Below are 17,422 nucleotides of genomic sequence, written 5' to 3'. Positions count from 1 at the left end.
GCGTCGCCGCGCCGGTCGCGCTGATCGGCGGCCCCGCGCTCGCCCGCACCACCGTGGCCAACGGCGCCGTCCCGGCGCTGACCCCGGAGTGCCACGACGGCGACGAGCCGACGATCGAGCAGACCGAAGGCCCGTACTTCAAGCCGAATTCGCCCGAGCGGACCAACCTCGTCACGCCCGGTACCCAGGGCACCCGGCTCACCGTGACCGGGTACGTCTTCGGCCTCGCGTGCCAGCCGGTCAGCCGCGCTCTGCTGGACTTCTGGCAGGCGGACGTCAACGGCGCGTACGACAACGTCGGCTACACCTTCCGCGGGCACCAGTACACCAACGCGCAGGGCGCGTTCACGCTGTCCACGATCGTGCCCGGCCTCTACCCGGGCCGGACGCGGCACATCCACGTCAAGGTGCAGGCCCCCGGCCGGCCGATCCTGACCACGCAGCTCTACTTCCCCAACGAGCCGCGCAACAACACCGACACGATCTTCGACGCGCGGCTGCTGATGACCGTGCGCGACAACGGTTCCGCGAAGGAGGCCGCGTTCGACTTCGTGCTCAACGTGCCGCAGACCGGCACCCCGACCCCGCCGACGTCGACGACGGGCGGGCCGACCTCCACGCCACCCGGGGGCACCACCTGGGCGGTGGGCACCAGTTACGCGGCGGGTGCCCGGGTCACCTACGGCGGACAGGGGTACGTGTGCCTGCAGGGGCACACCGCCCAGCCGGGCTGGGAACCCCCGAACGTCCCGGCTCTGTGGCAGGCCGGGTGACCTTCCGCCCGAGGAGCTCCTGAGGAGGGAGGGCGGGTCCCGGTCCGCACGCCGGGGCCCGCCGACCCCCCAGAATCCGCCGTTAGGGGTCGACGCCGGACGGTTCGCCTGCCAGATTGGCGAGCATGAGCATTTCCATCGAAGCCGCGGAGTGGATCCGGCGCTTCCACCCGGCGCCGGCCGCGCCGGCGCGGCTGGTGTGCTTCCCGCACGCCGGGGGATCGGCGAGCTACTTCCACCCCGTGTCGGCCGCGCTGGCGCCGTCGGTGGAGGTGCTGGCCGTGCAGTACCCGGGCCGCCAGGACCGGTACGCCGAAGCGCCGGTGGACGACCTGTTCGTGCTCGCCGACCGGCTGGCAGACGTGCTGGCCGCGGAGCTCACCGGGCCGGCGGCGTTCTTCGGCCACAGCATGGGTGCCAGCCTCGCGTTCGAAGTCGCGCGGCGGCTCGAGGAGCGCGGTACGCCGCTGCTCGCCCTGTTCGCGTCCGGGCGGCGCGCGCCTTCGGCGTTCCGTGACGAGCGGGTCCACGAGAAGGACGACGACGCCCTGCTGGCCGAGGTCAAACGGCTCAGCGGCACCGATTCGCGGGTGCTGGAGGACGACGAGATCCTGCGCATGGTGCTGCCCGCGCTGCGCAGCGACTACAAGGCCGCCGAGCTGTACCGCTACCGCCCGGGCCCGGACGTGAGCTGCCCGGTGGTGGCCCTGATCGGCGACCGCGACCCGAAGGTCACCGAGGACGAGGCGCGGCAGTGGGCCGAGCGCACGTCCGGCGGGTTCGAGCTGCACACCTACCCGGGTGGGCACTTCTACCTCAACGACCACGCCCCGGCGGTCATCCGGCTGATCGGCGACCGGCTCGCCCGCTGAGCGAGCCGGCCGCGTCCGGGGTCAGCAGTACAGGTTCGCGCTCGGGTCGACGCCGAAGACCGACGCGATCTGGCGGTACTTCGAGACCCGGCTCTCGACCTGGGCGGGGTTGCCGCCGTTGCACTCGATGGAGCCGTTGATGCTGCGGATGGTCTCGCCGAAGCCGAGGCTGTTGACCATCGCGTTGTGCGGGGTCATCGTGCCGGGGCCGGTCTGGGTGTTCCAGTACCAGAGCCCGGTTTTCCACGCGATCGCGGAGTTCTGCTCGACCTGCCAGGGGTTGCCGAGCAGGTCGATGCCGAGCGCGTCGCCGGCGGCCTTGTAGTTGAAGTTCCAGCTGAGCTGGATCGGGCCGCGGCCGTAGTACGCGGCTTGGCCGGCCGGGCAGCCGTAGGACTGGCTCGCGTCGCAGTAGTGCGGGTAGTTGGCCGTGTTCTGCTCGACGATGTAGACGAGGCCGCCGGTTTCGTGGTCGACGTTCGCCAGGAACGCGGCGGCTTCCTGCTTCTTCACGGTGTCGCTGCCCGTGTTCGCGAAGCCGGGGTACGCCGAGAGGGCCGCGGTCAGGCCGCTGTAGCTGTAGAAGCTGTTGCGGCCGGGGAAGATCTGGTTGAACTGCGCCTCGCTGACGACGAACGAGCCGGGGTTGCCCGGGTCGGTGCCGCCGCCGCAGTTGTAGGGCTCCCAGTACCAGGTGCTGATGACGGGGTCGTAGCCCGGGTTGGCGTTCTTGGCGCGGTAGTAGCCGCCGTTGGTGTACTTGACGATCGCGCCGACGTCGTACCACTGGCCCGCGACCCAGTTCGGGTAGCTGCACGTGGTGCCGCCGCCCCCGCCGTCACAGCTGTAGGGCTCCCAGTACCAGGTGCTGATGACGGGGTCGTAGCCCGGGTTGGCGTTCTTGGCGCGGTAGTAGCCGCCGTTGGTGTACTTGACGACCGCGCCCACGTCGTACCACTGGCCGGCGACCCAGTTGGGCGCGCTGCAGGCGGCGGCCGCGGCCAGCGGGGCTTGCCCGGTGGCGGCGGGCACGCCGAGCACGAGCCCGGCTGCGGCGGCGAACGCTGACAGGACCGCGACAAGACGTCTTCTCAAGACTGGCTCACTCCTTCGGCCACGACGGAGCCCGGACGCGGGGGCGCCCGGTGTCGGAGGGGGTGTGCTCATCCGGCCGAGACGAGGGTGACACCGGTCACTAGAGCAGATTGGTCTAGTCCAGTCAAGAAACCCGGCGATCGGGGCAACGGGTCTGCGCGAACGTCCGCATCGGCCCGGCTCCGGATGCGGTCTCCGAGCCGGTTCTTCACCGCGGGATCACGTGCTTCGCGGGGGAGTGGCCGGGCCCGGGCCCGGCCGTCCCCTCGTCACCGCGCTTGCGGGATCCGCACCTGCGCGGCCGGCGCGAACTGCAGGATGCGCTGCAGCCGCGCGCGGCCCAGCCGGTGGAGCATCTCCCCGAGCTCCTCCGGCGCGATGCTCCCTTCGAGGTCGCCCCGCGTCAGCTTGACGACGCGGTCGATCTCCGAGGCGGGGAGCCGCCCCGCGAACTCCCCGGCCAGCCACACCCCGACCTCGTCCACGACGTCGTCCGCCCGGTGGCTCCGTACGGTCATCGCTCTCCTCGTTTCGGATCGCCCTGCTTGCCCAGGTCGGAGCCGGAAAATCCGGGGCCGACGCAGGTCGGACGACGCAGTCGCGGAGCCATGACGCGGAATCGGCGAAGTTCCGCGCACAAACGCTTTCCGTGTCGTGACCGGTCGGTACCGTGACCGCTTTTCACTCACACGGCGCGGTTGCCTACTGCAGTTGTCCGCCGATCGGGTGGAAAACGGGGGAACCTCGCCGATGGCGCGTCCCGGCCAGGACCCTGGAGGCGTCCGGTAGTGCGGGTGTTCCTTCGCGGGACGCGGAAACGGAGACGCGATCCATGGGCCGGTACGACCGGACCGACCTCGGGGCCTACAGCCTGGGGTTGCTCGAGACCGCCGAGGCGGCGCGCGTGGAGCGGCACTTGGCGGCGTGCGAGGACTGCCGCCAGGAGGTCCGCGAGTTCGAGGCCGTCCGCGGCATGCTCGACCACCTCGTCCAGGCGAAGTCCACTTAGGACTCTTCCGGGAATTGTCGGTGCCCGCCGGTACGGTCCGGCACGTGACTGACGACCAGTTCCTGAACCCGACCCGGCACACGTACGCGATCGTGGCCGAGAGCTACGACGAGTTCGTGCCGCCGCTGGCCGAAGACGTCCAAGACCGCGGGCTGTTCACGGCGTTCGCCGACCTGGTGCGCGACGGCCCGGTCGCCGACCTCGGCTGCGGCACGGGTCGCGTGACGGCGTTCCTGGCCGGGGAGGGCCTGGACGTCGTCGGTGTCGACTTGTCGCCGGAGATGCTCGCCGTCGCCCGCCGCGAGCACCCCGGCCTGCGGTTTTCCGAGGGATCGCTGCTCGCGCTCGATCTGCCGGACGGCGGCCTCGCGGGTGCGGTGGCGTGGTACTCGATCATCCACACGCCGCCGTCGCGGCTGCCCGCGGTGTGCGCCGAGCTGTTCCGGGTGCTGCGCCCCGGCGGCTACCTGCAGCTGGGGTTCCACGTCGGCGACAAGCGGCACCACCGCAACGACGGCTACGGCAAGGAGGGGTTCTCGCTCGACATCTACTGGCTGCCCGTGGAGCGGGTCTGCGAGCTGGTGACCGGCGCCGGGTTCGAAGTCGTCACGCAGGTGCTGCGCGATCCCGCGGCGCGGGTGCCGCAGGGGAGGGTGCTGGCGCGGAAACCGGAGTGACCTTCAGCGGGACGCGGCGGCCTTGATCGTCCGCAGCACGGGCGCGGTCTCCAGCGTCCGGATCGCGTCGAGCGCGCCCAGCCGGTGGGTCAGGTAGCGGTGCAGCGCGGCCGCGTCCGGGCAGAGGGCCAGCGCGACCAGGTTGGCCGGGCCGGTCGTCGCGGCGACGAGCGCGAGTTCTTCGTGCGTCGCGAGCGTCTTCGCTACGTGGTCGAGGTGCGCCGGCGCGACGGCCATCCAGAGCAGCGCCTGCGTCGTCGCGCCCAGCAGGGCCGGGTCGATCTCCAGGTCGAAGAACACCGTGCCACCGGCCTGGAGGTCGGCCAGCCGGCGCGCGACGGTCGCCGCCGACCAGCCGGTCGCGGTGGCCAGCTCGGTGAGGCTCGCGCGGCCGTCCCGCTGCAGCGCGGCGAGCAACGCGGCGTCGTCCCCGGTCAGCGGCTTGCCGTCGCCCGGCGACGGCGGCGTCAACGCCGAGACCTGCGCGGCGTCGAGCGCGTTCGCCCGGCCGAGCCACGCGGACGGGCCGCCGAAGTAGCGGTGCAGCAGCTGGTGCGCCGACACGGCGGTGACGCTCGCCGTGCGCGGGATGTCCCGCAGCAGCAGCGAATGGTCGCTGGCGGCGGGCGTCTGGACGTTGACGCAGATCTCGGTCCCGCCGGACATGAGCTTGATCCACGCGGTGTCCGCCCGGCGCGCGAGCGCGTGCGCGAGATCCTGTGCGGCGTGCGGCGTCGCGATCAGCCGGACCATCCATTCGGCCTGCCCGGCCCGTTGCGGATCCGGCAACCCGACGACGCGTAGAGACGCTTCGGCGCGAAGCCGCCGATAGCGCCTCGCGACGGTCTGCGTCGAGACACCGAGGACGTCCCCGATCTTCGTGAACGGCGCCCGCCCGTCGACGTGCAGCGCGTGGACCAGCGCGCGGTCGAGATCGTCCATATCCGTCAGTTTAGGGGGCTTGGCTGGAAGAAATCCGCAGTTTTCCGGTGGTAGCTGGAAGCGGGCTCGGCGGAGAGGCGAAGGTGGCGGCCGACGAAAGGGTCACCTCGTGCCGATCACCACGTACCGCCTCCGCTGGGCCGCACTCGCCGTCCTGCTCACCGCGGAGGCGATGAACCTCCTCGACGCCACGATCGTCCAGGTCGCGGGCCCGGCGATCCCGGCCCCGGCCGCCGCGATCCCATGGTTCACGGCGGCGTACACCCTGCCGTTCGCGGCCTTCCTGATCACCGGCGGCCGCCTGGGCGACGTGTTCGGGCGCGCCAAGGTGTTCAAGATCGGCGTGGCGGGCTTCGCGCTGGCTTCCCTGGCGTGCGCGGCCGCCCCGGACGCGGGAGTCCTCATCGGCGCGAGAGCAGCCCAGGGAGCGGCGGCGGCGTTGGTCATCCCGCAGACGATCGGCCTGATCCGTGCCCTCTTCGACGGCGCCGAGCTCGCGAAGGCCCTCGGCACGATCGGCCCGGTGATGGGCTTGTCAGCGGTCACTGGTCCGCTGCTCGGCGGCTTGCTCACGGAGGCGGTGTCGTGGCGGGCGGCGTTCCTGGTGAACGTCCCACTCGGCCTCGCGGTGCTGCTCGCGGCGCGGTTGTTGCGCGAGGACGGTGTTACGGCGGGGCCGCGGGTCGACCAGGCCGCGCGTGCCGGCACAGGGCCAGGCGGCGAGCAGGCTGCCGTCAGGCCGCAGGTCGACCCGATCGGTATCGCCGGTGCGGCGTCGTGCGAAGACCGGGCCGTCACGCAGCCACAGCCGGACCCGGCGCTTGCCGGTGCGAAGCAGCGCGAAGTGCAAGCCCGGCCCCGGATCGACCCCATCGGCACCGCGCTCGTCGTCGCCGGCACAGCCCTCCTCGTCTACCCCCTCCTCGACCCCACCGGCCCGGACTGGCGCCTGCTCGCGGCCGGCGCCGTCGCCCTCGTGGCGTTCGGTTTCCACCAGCGCCGCACACCCGCACCCCTGGTCGAGCCGAGCCTGTTCACCCACCGCGGTTTCCCGGCGGCGCTCGCCGGGTCGCTGCTGTTCTTCGCGGCGATGACCGGGCTGATGCAGGTGGTCCCGATGCAGCTCCAGCTCGGCCTGGGCGCCGACGTCCGCACCGCGGGCCTGACCCTGCTGCCGCTCTCGGCCGGGCTCGCGGTCGCGTCGTGGTTCGCCGGCGCGCGGCTGGTGCCGAGGTTCGGCGCGCGCGTCATGTTCGGCGGGCTGGCGTTGCTGCTGCTGGGAATCCTCGCCGCGCTCGTGGTCTACGCCTCGGTGCCGGGCTACCCGTGGCCGCTGCCGGTCGCGCTGGCGTTGTGCGGGCTCGGGATGGGCACGTTCACGGTGCCGTTCTTCACCGCGGCGCTGGCCCGCGTCCGGCCGCACGAGACGGGCTCGGCGGCCGGACTGCTCAACGCCGTGCAGCAGCTGGGCGGCACCCTCGGCGTCGCCCTCCTCGGCGGGCTCTACCTGGGCAGCGGCACGGCGACGGCACCGCTCGGCTCGGGTGCCGCGCTGGTCGTCGCCGCGGCCGCCGCCGTGATCCCCCTCAGTAGTCGTCGCGGCCGGTGAACTGCTGCTCCAGCAGCTCGGCCGCGCCGGCGACCAGCTCGAGCGGGTCGATGAACTCGTTGATGTCGAGGTTGATCAGCGGCAGCGAGTGGCGCAGCACGAGGTGCTCGCCCATCACGGCGATCCCGCCCACCACGATCGCCTCGCCGACCTCGGTCAGCACCGAAAGGAGGTCGACCTCGTCGTGCCGCGCGAACGGCGTCGCGATCTGCACCCAGTCCTCGCGCTGGTCGAGGATTTCGCGAGCGATCACGACGATCTGCGCACGCTGCTCGGTGTCGGGCTCGTCGCCGAAGATCAGGCGGATGCGGATCTCGTCGGGCTCGTCGCGCACCACCCGGTACGACTCCCTGATGTAAGCGACCAGATCGCCCCACTGCGCCACGCTTTTCTCCGTTCTCGTGCCTGTGTGCGTGCTCAGCGTAGCGATCAGGGCGCGCCGATCCGGTCGAGATCGGCGAGAACATCGCCGGGCAGTTCGAGTTCGGCGGCGGCGAGGTTCTCCCGCAGGTGCTCCGGCGACGACGTACCGGGAATGAGCAGCATCGACGGCGACCGCCGCAGCAGCCAGGCCAGTGCGACCTGCATCGGCGTGGCCCCGACCCGCGCGGCGCAGTCGTCGAGCAGCCCGGACTGCAGCGGGCTGAACCCGCCGAGCGGGAAGTACGGCACGAAGGCGATCCCCTCGGCGGCGCACTTGTCGACGAGGGGATCGTTTTCCCGGTGCGCGAGGTTGTACTGGTTCTGCACGCACACGACGGGCGCGATGGCCTTCGCCTCGTCGAGCTGCCCGGCGGTGACGTGGCTGACGCCGAGCTGCCGGATGAGCCCCTGCTCCCGCAGTTCCGCGAGCACCCCGAACGGCTCGGCGAGCGACATCTCGACGGGGTAGTCCCCGGCGGCGTTGCTCAGCCGGAGGTTGACGACGTCGAGCGCGTCGACCCCGAGGTTCCGCAGGTTGTCGTGCACGGCCTGGGTGAGCTCCGCCGCCGACAACGCGGCCGGCCACGCCTTGTCCGCACTCCGCCGCGCACCGACTTTCGTGACGATGCACAGGTTTTCGGGGTACGGGTGGAGCGCTTCCTTGATCAGCGCGTTGACGGTGTGCGGACCGTAGTAGTCACTGGTGTCGAGGTGGGTGACCCCGCTGTCGACGGCCTCCCGCAGCACGGCGACGGCGGTGTCGTGATCCCGCGGCGGGCCCCAGACGCCGGGTCCGGCCAGCTGCATGGCGCCGTATCCCATGCGGGTGACCGTGAATTCGCCGCCGAGGGGGTAGGTGCCGCCCAGGTTCGCCATGCCGCTCCTTCGCTTCGATCGCTTGTCGTGACGAGTCTAGGCGGGGCCCTCGCGCGACCGGTTTTGTCGGTGGTGCGCGGTAGCATGGAATTGGGGGCTGCTTACGTCGATTTCCGTTGCGGGGCAAGGGAAATCCGCGGATCGGTTTCACCCGATTCAGCGATGATCTTTCGTACGCCTGTTCGGTAGCGTTGGTGGTGTGGCCGGGAACGGACCTGCGAAAGGAGATCACTGTGGAGACTTGAAGCCCCGCGGATCAGAACCTGCCCAACTGATCTCGCCGGCGAACCAACGCGGCGGTCTCCGCGGTGTTGCCCGCCAAAGCAATGGCCTCGTCGTAAGCCGCCCGCGCCTCCGCACTACGACCCAACCGACGCAGCAAATCAGCCCGAGTGGCATGGAAAGGGTGATAACCGACCAACCGAGACTCAAGACGGCCCACAGCGGCCAGCGCCACCTCAGGCCCGTCAAGTTCACCGACCGCGACAGCCCGGTTGAGCGCGACGACCGGTGACGGATCAAGACGGACCAGCTGATCGTAGAGAGCGAGGACTTGTGACCAATCGGTATCACGCATGTCCCGAGCGGAGGTGTGCACGGCGTTGATCGCGGCAAGGATCTGATACCGACCCGGAGCCACCCCGCTGGCCAGGCGTTCGCGCACCAGCCGATGGCCCTCGGCGATGAGCTCCGCGTCCCAGGCCCCGCGGTCCTGCTCGTCGAGGGCGACCAGTTCGCCGCCCGCCGAGAGACGGGCGGAGCGGCGGGCTTCGGTGAGGAGCATCAGTGCCAGGAGGCCGGTCACCTCGCCGTCCTCCGGGAGGAGGGCGCGGATCAGGCGGGTGAGGCGGATCGCCTCGGCCGTCAGGTCCTGGCGGACGGGGTCGGTGTCCGGGCCGGTCGCCAGGTAGCCCTCGTTGAACACCAGGAACAACACGGCGAGCACACCGGAAACGCGGGAAGGGAGGTCCTCTGCGGACGGCACACGATACGGAATGCGAGCGGCCTTGATCTTGGCCTTCGCGCGGGTGATCCGTTGCCCCATGGTGGTTTCGGCGACCAGGAAGGCGCGGGCGATCTCGGGCACCGTCAGGCCGCCGACCATGCGCAGCGTCAGCGCCAGGCGGGCTTCGGTGGCCAGAGCCGGGTGGCAGCAGGTGAAGATCAGCCGGAGCCGGTCGTCGTCGATGGCGCCGAGGGGGTCGGGTGGGTCGTCGTCGTACACCAGCTGCGCCTCCTTCTGCTTGTCGTCGCGCTTGCTCTCGCGCCGGATGCGGTCGATGGCCTTGCGGTTGGCGGTGGTGGTCAGCCAGGCGCCGGGGTTGGGCGGCACGCCGTCGGACGGCCAGCGCTCGACGGCGGTCGCGAACGCCTCGGCCGCGGCCTCCTCGGCGATGTCGAGGTCGCCGAATCGCCTGGTCAGTGCGGCCACGACTCGCGCCCACTCTTCGTGGTGGACCCGGGTGATCGCTTCGTCGGCGTCGCTCACAGGAACGGCCGGACCTCGATCTTGCGGTCGCAGACCTTCGACGCCTCGGTGGCGAGCCGGAGGGCGACGTCCAGGTCGGGGGCCTCCCACACCCAGACGCCGGCGAGGTACTCCTTCGACTCCACGAACGGCCCGTCGGTGACCACGGCCTGCTCGCCGCGGTTGTCGACGACCGTGGCGGCGTCGGTGGCCGCGAGGCCGCCCGCGAAGACCCAGTAGCCCTCGGCGATCAGCCGTTCGTTGAACTCGCTGATGGCGGGCTGGCGGTCCGTGCTGCCAGGGTTGTCCTTGTCGTCGATCACGGAAACCAGGTACTGCATCCGAAACTCCTCGTCTGTGGTGGTCGGGGACGTCACGCGGTCGCCGGGTACTGCGGCCGGCCGGCGGGGCGGAGGACCTGGGTGGTCACGCCCCTGGAGTCCACTCGCGACTCGAGCAGGTCGAGCGCGAGGTCGGGGCCGTCGGCGGGGAACAGGCGCTCGCCCTGGCCGAGGACGACCGGGACCACGGTCAGGACCAGTTCGTCGACCAGGTCGTTCGCCAGCAGCCACCGGACCAGGGTGCCACTGCCGTGCACCTGCAGCTCGCCGCCCGGCTTGGCCTTCAGCTCGCCGATGGCCGCGGCGAGGCCGGCGGGCCGGGCGGCGGGCAGGACGGTGGTGCCCGACCACGCCGGGTCGGTCAACGTCGTCGAGGCGACGTACTTGGGGGCCTGCTCCAGAGCGACGCCGATCGGGTGCGCGCGCATCTGGTCGACCGTCCCCCAGGAGCGGAAGAACAGGTCGTAGGTGCGCCGGCCGAACAGGAACGCGTCCGCGCGCTGGTAGGTCCGGGTGATGAGCTCGCGGGTCTCGTCGTCGCCCCGGCCCAGGGCCCAGCCGCCGCGCTCGAAGCCGTTGCGGCGGTCCTCGTCGGACGCGCCGCCGTTGCCCTGGACGACGCCGTCGAGGGTCAGCTGGGTCACGGTCGTCAGCTTCATCGGGGTTCCTCCGCTTCCGTGCCGCCCCCGCGGGCGGCCTCACCCCTGCTACGAACGCCACCGCGCCGATCCGACACCGCCGCCGAAACTATTTTTTCGAGGCGGGACACCTCAGCCGCAGAGGCCCTTGCCCCGCAGTACGCGCGTCACCGACTCCTGCACCCTCGACGGCGGCAGCTCCCCGGCCTGCACCGCCTTCACCAGCCGGTCGAGCACCTCGTCCACGCGGCCGCCGGAGGACCACAACGCCTGGTCCGCGCCGGCCTGCAGGGCCTTCAGCACCGCGTCCGGCAAGGAATACTGCGCCGTGATCGCCTTCATCGCGCCGAGGTCGTCCGTGAGGACCGGCCCGGTGAAGCCGAACTCGCCGCGCAGCAGCTGGTAGGCCGGGGGTGCCAGGGACGCCGGGACACCGGCGGTCAGGTCGGGTACGTCGAGGTGGCCGACCATCACCGCGACCGGGCCGTAGTCGGTGAGGTCGCGGTAGGGGACCAGGTCGACCGAGCGCAGTTGCGCGAGCGGCGGCGTCACGACCGTGCCCTTGTGGGAGTCGCCCGAGCCGTGGCCGTGGCCGGGGAAGTGCTTCAGCACCGGCTGGACGCCCGCCTCGCGCAGGCCCTCGGCGAACGCCTTCGCGTACGTCTTCACGCGCGCCGGGTCCGGGCTGAAGGAGCGGTCGCCGATCACGTCGTCGTCCGGGGCGTCGGTGACGTCGGTGTCCGGGGCGAAGTCGACCGTCACGCCGCGGGCGCGCAGCTGGCGGCCGCGGTCGGCGGCGAGGGCGCGGACCTGCTCCGGGGACTTCGTCGCGGCCATCGTCCGGGCCGACGGGAGGTCGCCGTCGAGGTCGTCGATGCGCTGGACGCGGCCGCCCTCCTCGTCGACCGACACCGCCACCGGCACCTTGGCCACCGCCTGGACCGCGGCCAGGGCGCGATCTTTCAACAACGCTGTTGCGTTACCGCCGATGAAGATCCCGCCGACCTGGTGGTCGCGCACGAGGGAGACCGTCGCGGCCGGGTTGTCGCCGGAGACCCCGACGACGACCAGCTGCGCGACCTGGGCGCGGACGTCGAGGCTGCCGGCCAGCGACGCGCAGTCGCCCGGGCGGGCCAGCCTTGACGTCGGGGCCGGCGCCGCGGGCGGGACAGCCGCGCTGAAGGAGGACGGCGGCTGGGAAGCCAGGGGCAGCGCCAATCCGGACACCGTCCGCGGCTGCAGGCCCACGACCAGCAGACACCCGGCCACGAGGGAGAACGCCACCCCGAAGGCGGCAAGACGTCGGCGGTTCATCGGTCCCTTCGGTCGGCTGCGTGCCCCACGACCGTAGTCGACTTCACGGCGTGAAGAACGGCTCCACGGCGGTTAGAGAATTCGTGAAGGCGCCCCCAGCAGAGTGAGGCTGTCGGAAAATGGCTGAGGAGGGCTCGATGGACCAGGTGCGAGTGGCGGCGTGGGCGTCGGACCCGATCGCCCTGACCGGGCTGATCAACCACCTGAAGTCGCGTCCGGAGCTGCTGGTCGTGCCGCGGGCCCGCCGGGCCGAGGCTTCGGTGCTGGTGTTCGCCGTCGGGCAGGTGGACCGGGAGGTCGTTGCCGCGCTGCGGGCCGCGGCCGCCGAGTCGCCGGCCGCCATCGTGCTCGTCGCCGGGCACGTCGACCCCGCGCACCTGAGCGTGCTGGCCGACTGCCACGTCTCCGCCGTGCTGCCGCGGACCGCGCTCGACCGGCTCACCGAGAGCGTGCTCGCCGCCGCGCGGGGGCGCACGACGTCGCTGCGCGAGCAGGTCGAGGCGCTGGCGCAGGAGGGCAGCGGGGCCGCGCTGACGCCGCGCGAGGTGGATGTGCTTCGCTTGATGGCCGAAGGCTGGGACACTGCCGAGATCGCGGGCCGGCTCTGCTACTCGGAGCGGACCGTGAAGAACGTCATCTACGCCATGACCAACCGGCTCAACCTGCGCAACCGGCCGCACGCGGTCGCGTACGCCGTGCGGGCCGGGGTGATCTGAGGGAGCCCGTGCCCACGACCGTTCGCCGGACCGCCGCCGCGGTCGCCGCGCTGACCCTGCTCGCCGCCTGCAGCCCCGCCGAGTCCGGTGACCGGACGAAGCTCACGATCGCGACCTTCGGCGAGTTCGGTTACGCGCCCCTGATCGCGGAGTACGAGAAGCTGCACCCGGACGTCACGGTGCAGAACCGCGTCACCGACTTCGACACCCACCACAAGGGCCTCGCGACGCAGCTCGCCACCGGGCGCGGTGCCGCCGACGTCGTCGCGATCGAGGAGCAGTACATCCCGCAGTACCGGAAGGCGAAGGACAAGTTCACCGACCTCGCGTCCTTCGGTGCCCGCGACCTGGAAAAGCAGTGGGCGCCGTGGAAGTGGGCGCAGGGCACCGACGGGGACTTCGTGCTCGGACTCGGCACCGACATGGGCAGCCTCGCCCTCTGCTACCGGCGCGACCTCTTCCAGGCGGCCGGCCTGCCGACCGACCGCGACGAGGTCGCGAAGCTGATCCCCGACTGGCCCGCCTACGCCGCCGCGGCCGACCGGTTCACGCAGAAGACGCCCGGCGTGAAGTTCGCCGACTCCGCGGGCACCGTCTACACGGCGATGCTCAACCAGTCGCCGGAGAACTACTTCTCCCAGCGGGACGACTCCTTCATCGCCGACACCAATCCCAGCGTCCGCGCGGCTTTCGAGCTCTCCGGCGGCATCGCCGCGAAGGGGCAGACGGCGGCGGCGACCACGTTCACGCAGGCGTGGAACGTCGCGATCAAGCAGGGCTCGTTCGCCACCGTCGCGTGCCCGGCGTGGATGCTCAGCCAGATCAAGGAAGCCGGCGGGGCCGCCAACAAGGGCAAGTGGGACGTCACGACCGTGCCCGGCAGGAGCGGCAACCAGGGCGGCTCGTTCCTGACCGTGCCGAAGCAGGGCACGCACCAGAAGGAGGCGTACGAGCTAGCCCGCTGGCTGACCGCGCCGGAGCAGCAGAAAAAGCTGTTCCTCGCCGAAGGCATCCTGCCCAGCGAACCGTCCGTCTACGAAGACCCGCAGGTCATCGCGCACACCGATCCGTACTTCGGGGACGCGCCGACCGGGCGGATCTTCGCGGCCTCGGCCGACCAGCTGCGGCCGAACTACCGGGGCCTGCACGACGCCGACGTCCGGCCGGAGTTCGGCCGCGCGCTCGGGCGGATCGAGGACAAGACGCAGACCGTCGACCAGGCCTGGGCGCAAGCCGTCCAGCAAGCCCGAGCCCTGCTGAAATAGTGCGCCACCGGCTCGCCCGCTTCGACCGCAAGGTCACGCCGCTGCTGCTCGTCGCGCCGTTCTTCGGGCTGTTCGCCGTCTTCGGCGTGTACCCGCTGCTCTACACCGCGTGGGTTTCGCTGCACGACTGGAACCTCCTGGAAGGCGGCCAGGGCCGGCTCGGCCTCGCCAACTACGGCGAGCTGCTCGCCGACCCGCACTTCTACAACGCGCTCGCCAACACCGTGAGCATCTTCCTGCTGGCCGCCGTCCCGGAATTCCTGCTGGCACTGGGCATCGCGGCGCTGCTCGACCGGCCGCTGCGCGCCGCGACCTGGTGGCGCACCGGGATCCTGCTGCCGAACGTCGTTTCCGTCGTCGCCATTGGCCTGGTGTTCGGGCAGCTGTTCAGCCGTGACTACGGCGTCGTCAACGAAGTGCTCGGCTGGTTCGGCGTCGCGCCGGTCAACTGGCAGGCGACGACGTGGACGTCGCACCTCGCCGTGGCGAGCATGGTGCTCTGGCGCTGGACCGGCTACAACGCCCTGATCTACCTGGCCGCGATGCAGGCCGTCCCGGGCGACCTCTACGAAGCCGCCGAACTCGACGGCGCCTCGCGGTGGCGGACGTTCTGGTCGATCACCGTGCCCGGCATCCGGCCCGCGATCGCTTTCACCGCCGTCGCCGGCACGGTCAGCGGCCTCCAGCTCTTCGCCGAGCCGCAGCTGTTCGACGCCGGCGGTTCCGGCGCCACCGGCGGCAACGACCGCCAGTTCCAGACGCTCGTCATGTACCTCTACGAAAAGGGCTTCACGCAGTTCAACGCCGGGTACGCGGCGGCGCTGACGTGGGTGCTGTTCGTGGTCTGCGCGCTCTTCGCGCTGGTCAACTACCGGCTGGTGCGCCGGTTCGTGGGTGCGCCGTGACCGCGCGGCGCCGCCCGGGCGGCTGGGTGTACGCGGTGCTGACCGGCGTGCTCGGCGCGTCCGTCTTCCCGCTGTACTGGTCGTTCGTCGTGGCCACGCGCGACAACGCGGCGATCGGGGAGCCGGCGCCGGTGCTGGTGCCGGGCGGGCACCTCGTCGAGAACGTGCGGCGCGTCTTCGACACGGTCGACTTCTGGCTCGCCATCGGGAACTCGCTGATCGTCGCGACCACGGTCATGGCGGCCAACGTCGTGCTGGCCAGCCTCGCCGGGTTCGCCTTCGCCCGGCTGCGGTTCCCCGGCCGCAACACGCTTTTCCTGCTCGTCGTCGGCTCGGCGATGGTGCCGGCGCAGCTCGGGGTCATCCCGCTGTACCTCGTCGTCGGCGACCTCGGCTGGTACGGGCGGCTGGAAGCGGTGATCGTGCCGGCGCTGGTCAGCGCGTTCAGCGTGTTCTGGATGCGCCAGGCCTGCGAGAACGCGATCAGCGCCGACCTCGTCGACGCCGCCACCGTCGACGGCTGCTCGATCCTGCGCACCTACTGGCACGTCGCCGTGCCCGCGCTGCGCGCGCCGGCCGCGGTGCTCGCGATGCTCACCTTCATGGCCACGTGGAACGACTACTTCTGGCCGCTCGTGGTACTCGACCCCAACGAAACACCGACCGTGCAGGTAGCCCTGTCACGGCTGGCGAGCGGCTACTACACCGACTACGCGCTGATGCTCACCGGCGCGACCGTCGGCGTCGTGCCCGTCATCGCGTTGTTCGTGCTGCTGGGGCGCTACATCGTCCAGGGAATCCTGAAAGGGGCGCCAGTGTGACCGGACCCGAATTCCCGCCGGGGTTCCTGTGGGGCGCGGCGACCGCGTCGTACCAGGTGGAAGGCGGCGTCGGCGAAGGCGGCCGCGGACCGTCCATTTGGGACACCTTCGCGGCCGCCGACGGCAAGGTGCTCGGCGGTGCGACCGGCGACGTCGCCTGCGACCACTACCACCGCTACCCCGAAGACGTCGGCCTGCTGGCGGACCTCGGCCTCAACGCCTACCGCTTCTCGGTCGCCTGGCCGCGCGTGATGCCGGACGGGCGGACGAAGTCGGCGGCCGGCCTCGCCTTCTACGACCGGCTGGTCGACGAGCTGCTGCGCCGCGACGTCGTCCCGGTGCTGACGCTCTACCACTGGGACCTGCCGCAGGCGCTGGAAGACGACGGCGGCTGGCCGGAACGCGACACCGCCTCGCGGTTCGCCGACTACGCGGTGGTCGTGCACGACGCGCTCGGCGACCGCGTGAACCAGTGGACGACGGTCAACGAACCGTTCTGCGCGGCCTTCCTCGGCTACGGCAGCGGGGTGCACGCGCCCGGCGTCCAGGACTACGACACCGCGCTGGTCGCGGCGCACCACCTGCTTTTGGGACACGGCCTGGCGACGCGCGCGCTCACCGAGCAGGCGCGGCCGGGGCACGAGTTCTCGCTGGCGCTGAACTTCGCCCCGGCGATCCCGGACGGCGACACCCCGGCCCACCGCGAGGCGGCGCGGAAGTTCGACGGCATCCACAACCGGTTCTTCCTGGACCCCGTGCTGGGCAAGGGATATCCCGCCGACGTCGTGGCGGACGTCGAGCACCACGGCGGCCGGTTCGCCGCGGCCGTGCGCGACGGCGACACCGACGTCATCGCGGCGGCGATCGACTGGCTGGGCGTGAACTACTACGCCCCCGCCCGCGTGACCCCGCTCGAAGACCCGTTTGGCGCCGGCAACTGCCCGCTGCCCGGCTTGCGCGGCCTGGACGTGCTGCCCGCGCCGCCGCCGCTGACCGCGTTCGGCTGGGAGCAGTCGCCGGGCACGCTGACCGACCTGCTCCGATGGATCGACGAGCGGTCCGGCGGGCTCCCGTTGGTCGTGGCCGAAAACGGCGCGTCCTTTGTGGACGAGGTGGTCGACGGCCGGGTGCACGACCACGACCGCGTCCACTACTTCGCCGAACACCTGGAAGCGGTGCACGACGCCCTCCGCGGCGGCGCCGACGTCCGCGGGTACTTCGCCTGGTCGCTGCTCGACAACTTCGAGTGGGCGATGGGGTACTCGCAGCGCTTCGGCCTGGTGCACGTCGACTTCGACACCCAGCGGCGGACCGTCAAGGACTCCGGCCGGTACCTCGGCCGGGTCGCGAAGGCCAACGCGCTAGGTGCGCCGCCGGACGGCGTCGGCGACGCCGGAGCGTGAGGGCGTCTCCAGCTTTCCGAGCAGCCGGGCCACGTGCGCCTGGACCGTCCGCCGCGGCAGGGAAAGCTCGGCCGCGATGTCCGGGTTGGACCGGCCTTCGGCGACCAGGCCGGCGATGCGGACCTCGATCGGCGTGAGCGACTCCCAGCCGTGCCCGGGCCGGATCGGCGAGAACACCGCGCCGCGGCGGACCCCGAGGCGGCGCAGCCGGGTTTCCGCGCGCCGCAGGTCCCAGCGCGCGGACAACGCCGTGTAGAGCTCGGCGGCCTCCTCGT

20 protein-coding genes are annotated in these 17,422 nt (G+C 71.6%); 10 read left to right on the top strand and 10 right to left on the bottom strand.

What is annotated here, in order from left to right; translation table 11 throughout:
- On the top strand, positions 1–773 hold a 773-nt coding region (locus tag G3I65_RS27650; protein ID WP_160698711.1), incomplete at its 5' end, for a carbohydrate-binding protein.
- Positions 774–898: 125 nt separating this feature from the next.
- On the top strand, positions 899–1,645 hold the full coding sequence (locus G3I65_RS27645; protein ID WP_160698710.1) for a thioesterase II family protein: 747 nt from the start codon (positions 899–901) through the stop codon (positions 1,643–1,645).
- A gap of 21 nt (positions 1,646–1,666) precedes the next feature.
- Here G3I65_RS27645 and G3I65_RS27640 read toward each other — a convergent pair whose 3' ends face one another.
- Together G3I65_RS27640 and G3I65_RS27635 are read right to left on the bottom strand one after the other, a co-directional pair.
- Entirely contained in the window at positions 1,667–2,686 is a 1,020-nt protein-coding gene (locus G3I65_RS27640) for a chitinase (RefSeq protein ID WP_160698714.1), read from the bottom strand.
- A gap of 323 nt (positions 2,687–3,009) precedes the next feature.
- The gene (locus tag G3I65_RS27635) at positions 3,010–3,258 is read right to left on the bottom strand and encodes a hypothetical protein (protein WP_160698709.1); all 249 of its coding nucleotides are present in this window, start codon (positions 3,256–3,258) and stop codon (positions 3,010–3,012) included.
- Positions 3,259–3,572: 314 nt separating this feature from the next.
- Between G3I65_RS27635 and G3I65_RS27630 the strand changes: the two genes are divergently transcribed.
- On the top strand, positions 3,573–3,749 hold the full coding sequence (locus tag G3I65_RS27630; protein WP_160698708.1) for a zf-HC2 domain-containing protein: 177 nt from the start codon (positions 3,573–3,575) through the stop codon (positions 3,747–3,749).
- A gap of 44 nt (positions 3,750–3,793) precedes the next feature.
- Positions 3,794–4,426: a class I SAM-dependent methyltransferase gene (locus tag G3I65_RS27625; RefSeq protein WP_160698707.1), complete on the top strand. Its 633-nt coding sequence runs from the start codon at positions 3,794–3,796 to the stop codon at positions 4,424–4,426.
- A 3-nt stretch (positions 4,427–4,429) separates the two neighbouring features.
- Here the strand turns inward: G3I65_RS27625 and G3I65_RS27620 are convergent, their stop codons facing one another.
- Entirely contained in the window at positions 4,430–5,368 is a 939-nt protein-coding gene (locus G3I65_RS27620) for an Lrp/AsnC family transcriptional regulator (RefSeq protein ID WP_375336725.1), read from the bottom strand.
- A gap of 109 nt (positions 5,369–5,477) precedes the next feature.
- Here G3I65_RS27620 and G3I65_RS27615 point away from each other — a divergent pair, with 109 nt between their 5' ends.
- Positions 5,478–6,977, top strand: a complete 1,500-nt coding sequence (locus G3I65_RS27615; protein ID WP_160698706.1) for an MFS transporter — start codon at positions 5,478–5,480, stop codon at positions 6,975–6,977.
- On the opposite strand, the gene G3I65_RS27610 is transcribed toward G3I65_RS27615, so the two are convergent.
- The 6 genes from G3I65_RS27610 to G3I65_RS27585 all read right to left on the bottom strand — a co-directional run bounded on the left by G3I65_RS27610 (position 6,955) and on the right by G3I65_RS27585 (position 12,037).
- Positions 6,955–7,362 carry a hypothetical protein gene (locus G3I65_RS27610; protein ID WP_160698705.1) on the bottom strand — a complete coding sequence of 136 codons (408 nt, stop codon included), beginning with the start codon at positions 7,360–7,362 and terminating at the stop codon, positions 6,955–6,957. The two genes, G3I65_RS27615 and G3I65_RS27610, sit on opposite strands and share 23 nt — an antisense overlap.
- A 44-nt stretch (positions 7,363–7,406) precedes the next feature.
- The gene (locus G3I65_RS27605; RefSeq protein ID WP_160698704.1) at positions 7,407–8,276 is read right to left on the bottom strand and encodes an oxidoreductase; all 870 of its coding nucleotides are present in this window, start codon (positions 8,274–8,276) and stop codon (positions 7,407–7,409) included.
- Between the two features lie 256 nt (positions 8,277–8,532).
- On the bottom strand, positions 8,533–9,765 hold the full coding sequence (locus G3I65_RS27600) for an RNA polymerase sigma factor (protein ID WP_160698703.1): 1,233 nt from the start codon (positions 9,763–9,765) through the stop codon (positions 8,533–8,535).
- Positions 9,762–10,085, bottom strand: coding sequence for a YciI family protein (locus tag G3I65_RS27595; protein WP_160698702.1), 324 nt, complete (start codon positions 10,083–10,085; stop codon positions 9,762–9,764). The genes G3I65_RS27600 and G3I65_RS27595 overlap by 4 nt, the downstream gene beginning before the upstream one ends.
- A gap of 32 nt (positions 10,086–10,117) precedes the next feature.
- A complete protein-coding gene (locus G3I65_RS27590; protein ID WP_160698701.1) occupies positions 10,118–10,744 on the bottom strand; it encodes a dihydrofolate reductase family protein in 627 nt (208 codons plus the stop codon).
- Between the two features lie 111 nt (positions 10,745–10,855).
- Positions 10,856–12,037, bottom strand: a complete 1,182-nt coding sequence (locus tag G3I65_RS27585) for a glycoside hydrolase family 3 N-terminal domain-containing protein (protein WP_166640639.1) — start codon at positions 12,035–12,037, stop codon at positions 10,856–10,858.
- 137 nt (positions 12,038–12,174) lie between these two features.
- Between G3I65_RS27585 and G3I65_RS27580 the strand changes: the two genes are divergently transcribed.
- Genes G3I65_RS27580 through G3I65_RS27560 form a run of 5 tightly spaced genes read left to right on the top strand, consistent with a single transcriptional unit; the run spans position 12,175 to position 17,147 of the window.
- A complete protein-coding gene (locus G3I65_RS27580) occupies positions 12,175–12,753 on the top strand; it encodes a LuxR C-terminal-related transcriptional regulator (RefSeq protein ID WP_160698700.1) in 579 nt (192 codons plus the stop codon).
- 8 nt (positions 12,754–12,761) lie between these two features.
- A complete protein-coding gene (locus G3I65_RS27575) occupies positions 12,762–14,018 on the top strand; it encodes an ABC transporter substrate-binding protein (protein ID WP_160698699.1) in 1,257 nt (418 codons plus the stop codon).
- Positions 14,018–14,923: a carbohydrate ABC transporter permease gene (locus G3I65_RS27570; protein ID WP_160698698.1), complete on the top strand. Its 906-nt coding sequence runs from the start codon at positions 14,018–14,020 to the stop codon at positions 14,921–14,923. The genes G3I65_RS27575 and G3I65_RS27570 overlap by 1 nt, the downstream gene beginning before the upstream one ends.
- Entirely contained in the window at positions 14,920–15,744 is an 825-nt protein-coding gene (locus G3I65_RS27565) for a carbohydrate ABC transporter permease (protein ID WP_160698697.1), read from the top strand. Before G3I65_RS27570 ends, G3I65_RS27565 begins: the two co-directional genes overlap by 4 nt.
- Positions 15,741–17,147, top strand: a complete 1,407-nt coding sequence (locus tag G3I65_RS27560; protein ID WP_160698696.1) for a GH1 family beta-glucosidase — start codon at positions 15,741–15,743, stop codon at positions 17,145–17,147. Before G3I65_RS27565 ends, G3I65_RS27560 begins: the two co-directional genes overlap by 4 nt.
- On the opposite strand, the gene G3I65_RS27555 is transcribed toward G3I65_RS27560, so the two are convergent.
- The coding region (locus G3I65_RS27555; protein ID WP_160698695.1) for a helix-turn-helix transcriptional regulator at positions 17,106–17,422 on the bottom strand (317 nt) is incomplete at its 5' end. The genes G3I65_RS27560 and G3I65_RS27555 overlap by 42 nt on opposite strands.

The sequence above is a fragment of the Amycolatopsis sp. SID8362 genome (genome assembly GCF_010550475.1).
GTDB lineage: Bacteria > Actinomycetota > Actinomycetes > Mycobacteriales > Pseudonocardiaceae > Amycolatopsis > Amycolatopsis eburnea.
Note: the sequence above shows the minus strand (reverse complement) of the source record. Positions and strands in the feature narration are given on the sequence as shown.